4 protein-coding genes and 1 pseudogene are annotated in these 6,701 nt (G+C 64.9%); 4 read left to right on the forward strand and 1 reads right to left on the reverse strand.

All coding sequences use genetic code 11. The annotated features are described in order from the left end of the window. Nucleotides 1–281: 281 nt before the first annotated feature. Nucleotides 282–433 (forward strand): annotated as a pseudogene (locus ASG92_RS30090) (tyrosine-type recombinase/integrase); the annotation flags it as partial. A gap of 33 nt (nucleotides 434–466) precedes the next feature. Here ASG92_RS30090 and ASG92_RS23155 read toward each other — a convergent pair. Further along, nucleotides 467–934, reverse strand: a complete 468-nt coding sequence (locus ASG92_RS23155; RefSeq protein WP_240987269.1) for a hypothetical protein — start codon at nucleotides 932–934, stop codon at nucleotides 467–469. An 88-nt stretch (nucleotides 935–1,022) separates the two neighbouring features. On the opposite strand from ASG92_RS23155, the gene ASG92_RS23160 reads away from it, so the two are divergent. The 3 genes from ASG92_RS23160 (at nucleotide 1,023) to ASG92_RS23170 (ending at nucleotide 6,583) form a co-directional block, all read left to right on the forward strand. After that, entirely contained in the window at nucleotides 1,023–2,435 is a 1,413-nt protein-coding gene (locus tag ASG92_RS23160) for a permease prefix domain 1-containing protein (protein WP_240987270.1), read from the forward strand. Between the two features lie 230 nt (nucleotides 2,436–2,665). Further along, on the forward strand, nucleotides 2,666–3,802 hold the full coding sequence (locus tag ASG92_RS23165) for an FAD-dependent oxidoreductase (RefSeq protein ID WP_056634065.1): 1,137 nt from the start codon (nucleotides 2,666–2,668) through the stop codon (nucleotides 3,800–3,802). A 648-nt stretch (nucleotides 3,803–4,450) separates the two neighbouring features. Beyond that, nucleotides 4,451–6,583, forward strand: coding sequence for a phospholipase C, phosphocholine-specific (locus ASG92_RS23170; RefSeq protein WP_056634066.1), 2,133 nt, complete (start codon nucleotides 4,451–4,453; stop codon nucleotides 6,581–6,583). Nucleotides 6,584–6,701 lie beyond the last annotated feature (118 nt).

A 6,701-nucleotide genomic window follows, 5' to 3' on the forward strand; every position in this document is an offset into this window, starting at 1 on the left:
CACCGGTACCGAAACAAACCCACCGCACCAGCCGCCCCGTCCCACGCCGGCATCAACTACAAAACCAACCCGCTGTCACAAACAGCTTGATATATACCGAATCCGGCCCGATCCGACCGATGTACGGCTCGATCCGAAGCCGAAGGTGTGCACATTGTGCACACCCTTCGTTCGCCGAATGTGGGTAGGCCATCAGAGTCAGCCATGAGCGACGCGCAGCCGCTCGACGAGCGTCACGCCGGCCTGAACAGACCGAACCCTCAACCTACAAAATCCCGGTCCTGCGGCAGTCGTTCGCCGCACACCTCCTTGAAGGCGACGCCGACGTCGGGTAGTCCAAGAACTCCCGGGCCATGCCTCCGTGACCACCACACAGGTGACGGCCGGTACGCTCCGGCAAATCCACGCCACCGCGCAGCCCCGCGCCCAGGGTAGAGGTCTCTTTCCTGCCGGAAGCTGCCGGTCCTCAGGCAATCAGGTTGAGCGTGAGTTCCATGGCGCCGAGGAAGAGTGCCAGAACCGACGTGCCAAGCCCAGCCACCAGAAGCAGGCCTGGGTGGGCGAGACCCACCACAACGCGCCGGAGTTGGGGCGAATGCCGCAGGAATCTCTTGGGCAGCCGCGAATCTTGCGGGTTCTGGCGCCAGCCGCGGAGACGGCGCAGGAACCACGCACAGCGCACAATAAGCGCCATCCACAACACCGACACAACCAGGGGGACCGCCGCCAGGAGCAGGTTGAACCCCAACGACGTCACCGCACGCTCCGAGTTCCCGGCCAGTGCCTGCACCGTTGTGGAAATCGAGTCGCTGGCCACCACGGATAGGCCCCACACCATAAACGCAGCCGTCAGCGCGAGGAACCGGACAAAGAAGTGCGCGAGCACCGATTCTTTCTGGGGCTTGAGGTACCGGCGCGGGGTCGCATGGAGCACGGCCACAGTGCAGGCCAGTCGCAGACGCGCTGCGCCAGGTGTGGCAGACCACGCCGCCGTTCCCTGCCGCGGTGGAGGGGTGTGCGTAATGGAGTCACACGCTGAGCTGGAGGCCCAGATCGACCGGTGGCGCGGATTTGTTCAGCGTAGCCAGGCGATCTCCCCCGCGGACGTTGACGAGCTGGAGGACCACCTGCGCGAGCAGATTGCCGACCGGCAAGCGACCGGCCTGGATGATGAGGAGGCTTTCCTCGTCGCCATCAAGCGCCTAGGCAACCTCGACGCCGTCTCCCACGAGTTTGCCCGCGAACACTCCGACCGGCTGTGGAAGCAGCTCGTCCTAGTTCCGGAGGGTTCCGACGACGCCGGCACCCCACCCTGGCGCGAGCTGGCAGTCGTCCTTGCACTGGCTGTCGGGGCCGGTGTGGCGGTCAAGGCTGGCCTTGCATGGATCAACGGAGACGAAGCGCTGATGCGCAACGTCGGCCTGCTCGTCTTCCCCTTCCTGGCCGCATACTTCGCGTGGAAGCGCCGATTCTCCGTGGCGGTGACGGTGACACTATTCGTCCCCTTCGCCGCTCTGGCAGTCGCGCTCAACCTCTACCCATTCGCGTCAGGCGGTTCCACCGGGATGCTCGCCGCCCTCCACGCCCTGGTAGTCCTGTGGCTGCTGGCCGGAGTGGCCTACGTCGGAGGGAGGTGGCGGTCCGACAGGCGACGCATGGACTTCGTCCGGTTTACCGGTGAGCTCGCGATCTACTTCACGCTACTCGCGCTCGGGGGCGCCGTCCTGATCGCGCTCACACTCGCCACCCTCCGGATCATCGGCGCCGACTTCGAACCGGTCCTGGAAGACTGGATCCTGCCGTTCGCGGTGCCCGGGGCGCTTGTGGTCGCGGGCTGGCTCGTCGAAGCCAAGCAGCAGGTCGTCGAAAACATCGCGCCCGTCCTCACGCGCGTATTCACGCCCTTGACGGTTGTCATGCTGCTGGTGCTTCTGCCCGTACTTGCCACCGCGGGTGGTTTCGTCGACATCGACCGGAACCTGCTCATCCTAATGGACGCAATCCTCGTGCTCGTGCTGTGCCTGCTGCTCTACTCGATTTCCGCCCGCGACTCACTCGCTCCTCCCGGGCTGTTTGATGCCCTGCAGTTGGTCCTGGTGGTCGCGGCCCTTGGTGTCGATGCCGTGATGTTGACGGCGATGCTTACGCGTATCGCCGAGTTCGGCTACAGCCCCAACAAGATCGCCGCGCTTGGCCTAAACGTTGTACTTCTGGTCCACCTGTTCGGGGCGGCATGGCTCGCCGTCGGATTCCTGCGCGGCCGGCGCCCGTTCACTGCCATCGAGCGCTGGCAAACACGGTACCTGCCGGTCTACGGCGCCTGGGCCGCCGTCGTAGTTCTGCTCTTCCCGCCCTGTTCGGGTTCGCCTAGGCCCTGCATCGTCTATCGACGGCGCTCAGCCAAGGCTCGGACCCCCACGAATTGGTGGCCTTAGGCGACTTTAATCGCATGGTTACGACCTTTTTCCGAGGGTTTTTTCTCAGTATGGATGGTGTCCTGCCGGGAGGAGCCTGCCAGCCTGCGCGGTCGGGACAGGCCGGACCCGGCAGCGCTCCCCCCAGATAGCGGCGGGTCCGGTTGGTATGAGGCTGCAGACCTGCGGCGGTCCCCTGGAATCCACAGCGATGCGGACTCACCTCTGGTGTTGAGTGCTTGAATGGGGGCATGGTGCATCGCAGCATACTGGTCTCCGGCGGCGGAATTGCCGGCTCGACCGCCGCGTACTGGCTGGCGAAGGCCGGTTGGTCGGTCACGATTGTGGAACGAGCGGCCGGCACACGATCTAGTGGCAACCCCATCGATGTACGCGGAGGAGCGGTCGCTATTGCACGGCAAATGGGCATCTGGTCGCGCCTGGAGGAGGCTGCCACCGGTGTCGAACGCCTGGTCTTCGTCGATGCCGACGGGCGGCCACAGGCCACGATCCGCACGCGCCAACGCGTCGACCGCCACGAGGAGGTCGAGGTCGCACGCAATGAACTCGTCGGCCTGTTGCTCGAGAAGGCCCAGGAGACAAGCCTCATCATCCGGGACGACTCGATCACCGCCTTGCACCAGGACGGCGGCGGAATCGACGTCGAATTTCAGCGGACCCCTTCCCGTCGCTTCGACCTGGTCGTCGGGTCCGACGGACTCCACTCCACCGTTCGGCGCTTGGCGTTCGGCCCCGAAGAGCGTTTTTCCCGCCCATTCGGCATGTTCGTGGGCACCGTGCGCGCCCCTGCGCCGATCCAAGATCCGCGCACCGTGCTGTTGTACAACGAACCGGGAACCTCCTTGACCATCCATCCGGCGGGTGGGAAGCCCGGGTTCGCATTCATCTTCCGGGGGCAGCACGATTTCGACTACCGCGACGCGGAACAAGGCAGACGCCTCGTCGAGTCCACCTACGCCGGCGGCGGATGGCTCACCACGCTCGCGCTCGAGGAATGGGGCGCGTCCGACGATAGGTACTTCGACGCCGTCACCCGCGTGGACGTACCGCAGTGGACCGCCGGCCGCGTGGTGCTGCTCGGTGACGCGGCGAGTTGCATCTCGCTGTTCGGTGAAGGATCCAGCAGCGCGATCGTTGGAGCCAAGACCCTCGCCGACGCGATTGCCGCCCACCCGGATGACCACACCGCCGCTTTCGCCAGCTATGAACACAGGCACCGCAAACACGTGCGACCGCTACAACGGGGCGCCGGCATCGCATCGCGCCTCCTTGTACCCAAGACCCGATCGGGCATCACGATGCGCAATGCTGTGTTGAACGCGCTCCCCTTTCGGAACAAGCGACGAACCACAGATTCGCAGCGATAAGTGGCGGACTTTTCGCAGCGCTAAATGTCACCTGGTGACCGTTAACCGATCCCCTTTCGCGACACTCACTTGAGGCTTGCCGGGATCCACAGCTGAGGAGCTAATCCGGAACTGACAACTATGTTGAGACCGGACAGATCACGCCGCCGCAGGCATAACGTCCCACTGCGCATAACCGGCCTACTCGGGCTGGAACTTGCCGGTCTTGAGCTCGATGACAACGTAGCCCGTCGACCGCACTAAGCCGGCGCAGGGTGCCGCCGCTCCCGCAGCGGCCATTGCTGATAGCCGTGATTATGACAAGCTGGCGCCCGGAAGGGGAGCCGTCATTGCTGCCGCCTCGACGCTGGCCGGCCGTGCCGGCTGCAATATATATCGCCCTCTGCGTATGAACCGGGTCAGATCCTCACTTGTGTCACAGGCTGTGGCATGCAGGAGGATCGATAGTAATCCAGGGCACTTTGGGCTATTGCGCACGGCCATGACGACTTGCGAGTCGTGGTGAGTTTGGTTGTTCTCCGTGTCATCACCATCTGGCTCAAGGATTTAGGAGACATGCCCTAGCAGTTTCCCGGCGCGCAACGGCGCCTTCACCCGGGCGCCCTAACTTGATCGGTGGCAACAACACCCTCGGAAAGGCACCCATACATGTCCCCCCTCGTCCCCCGCTCCGAACGCACTGCTACGTCGGGGTTGTCCCGCAGAGGTTTCCTGGGCACTGCGGCGGCGGCGACGGCGCTTGCCGCTACGGGCTCACTGCTCCCACCATCGGTGCAGGCGGCGATGGCCCAGCCCGTCCGGCCGGGTAGCCTTAAGGCCATCAAGCACGTCATCGTGCTTATGCAGGAGAACAGGTCCTTCGACCACTACTTCGGATCGCTGCGCGGCGTCCGCGGCTACGGCGACAAATCGACGCCGCGACTGCCCGATGGCAGGTCCATGTTCGAGCAGCCCCGCACCACGGGCGAACCCGTGCTGCCGTTCTCGCTGCGAAAGGCCGCAGAGCTTGCCGGTCGGCCCGGTTCCGACATCCAGTACCTGGGTGCCCTCGACCACTCCTTCAAGGGCACCACAGCGGCGTGGAACAACGGCTGGTGCGACAAGTGGATTCCTGCCAAGGGGCCCTCCACTATGACGTTCTACGAGCGATCCGATCTTCCGCTGCAGTACGAGCTGGCCGACACGTTCACCATCTGCGATGCCTACCACTGCTCGGTGAATGGTTCCACCAATCCCAACCGCAACTACCTGTGGTCCGGCACCACGCTTAACGAGCCCGGCAGCGCGAACCGTGCCGTCACCAATGCCGCCTACGGTTACGACCACGCCGGCTACGACTGGACCACCTACCCCGAGCGGCTGGAGGCGGCCGGGGTGTCATGGCGGATCTACCAGGACTGGGACAACTTCACGGACAATGCAGTCGAGTACTTCAAGACCTTCAAGGAAATCGGCCACACCATGCTGGCCTCCGTGGACGGCACACTCCGCACGACGGAAGAGTTCTACGACAAGCTCGCCGGGAAGACGCCCGCTGAACAGGAACACCTCCTTGCCCAGCTTGAGGAGGGCCGGGCCCGCTTGAACGAAGCGGACAGGGCGCTCTTCGATAAGGCCATGTGGCGGGGCGAGCCGAACACGCTGCTTGAGCGGCTGCGTGCGGACATCTCCGCAGGAACCCTGCCGCAGGTCAGCTGGATTGTCCCTTCCGCTGCGGACTCGGAGCACCCCAGCGCGTCCACCCCCGTTGGGAGCGCCAACTTCGTCTACAGGCTGCTCGACACCGTCGCCAGCGACCCGGAAACCTGGGCCACCACCGCGATCTTCCTGAACTTCGACGAGAACGACGGCTACTTCGACCACGTTCCCCCGCCTGTCCAGCCGCGGCCGGCGTCGGGAGAATCGACGGACTGGTTCACTGGTGAGCCCATCGGGCTGGGGCCCAGGGTTCCCATGACGGTTGTATCGCCCTGGACCATAGGCGGCTATGTCAGCTCGGAAGTCTTCGACCACACCTCCGTGATCCGCTTCCTGGAACGCTGGACTGGCGTCGAGGAGCCCAACATCTCCGAATGGCGCCGGACGGTTTGCGGGGACCTGACGAGCGTGTTCAACTTCGACGCCGCCGGCAAGCCCCCGGCGCCGGAACATCCCGGGCCCGTGCCGCCGGCTATCAGCCGCTGGCAGCCCAGCCCTCCCGCCGTCCAGTCGGCACCCGTCCAGGAGCCGGGTTCGCGGCCGGCCCGTCCGCTGCCTTACAGGCCACGGGTCCACGGCGCCGGCGATGCAGCCGGGGTCACGCTCGAGCTGGCAAACAGCGGAAAGCAGTCCGCGCACTTTATCGTCTATGGCTATGAAGGGGAATTCGCAGAACCGCAGCACATCGACGTCCTCGGACGGCAGGAACTCCACGTGCCTGTTCCCGCGGGCAGCTTCGATCTGACGGTCCTCGGCCCTAATCGCTTCCAGTACGAACTGAAGGGTTCGACGGCGGGCGCCGCGGCCGGCGTCGACCTCACCGTCACGGGGCGGCGCGGCATGCGCGACGTGGGTCTGGAGATCAGCAACCATGGTCCGGGCACCGTAAGCCTTGAAGTGCGCTCGTTGCAGTATGCCGAGGCGGCTGAAAAGCTCGTGCTGAAGTCCGGGCAACGAAAGAAACTCGGGTGGCCTGCACCTGATGGCTGGTACGACGTCGAGCTCACCTCCGTGGACGACGCCGGCTTCCGGCGCCGGTCTACTGGCCGGGAAGAGGATGGCGGGGAGGGGATCTCGGGCTGACCGCCGGGCGCGGGGCCCTAGCCTAGGAGACTGCTGAACTAATCGGCGGATGTGGGGCGCGTCGGCTGGACTCGTGAGCCTGGTGGTTAAGACTGGTCTTATGCAGGGACGCGAGGAC

Origin of the sequence: Arthrobacter sp. Soil736 (genome assembly GCF_001428005.1) — a bacterium.
Classification (GTDB): domain Bacteria; phylum Actinomycetota; class Actinomycetes; order Actinomycetales; family Micrococcaceae; genus Arthrobacter.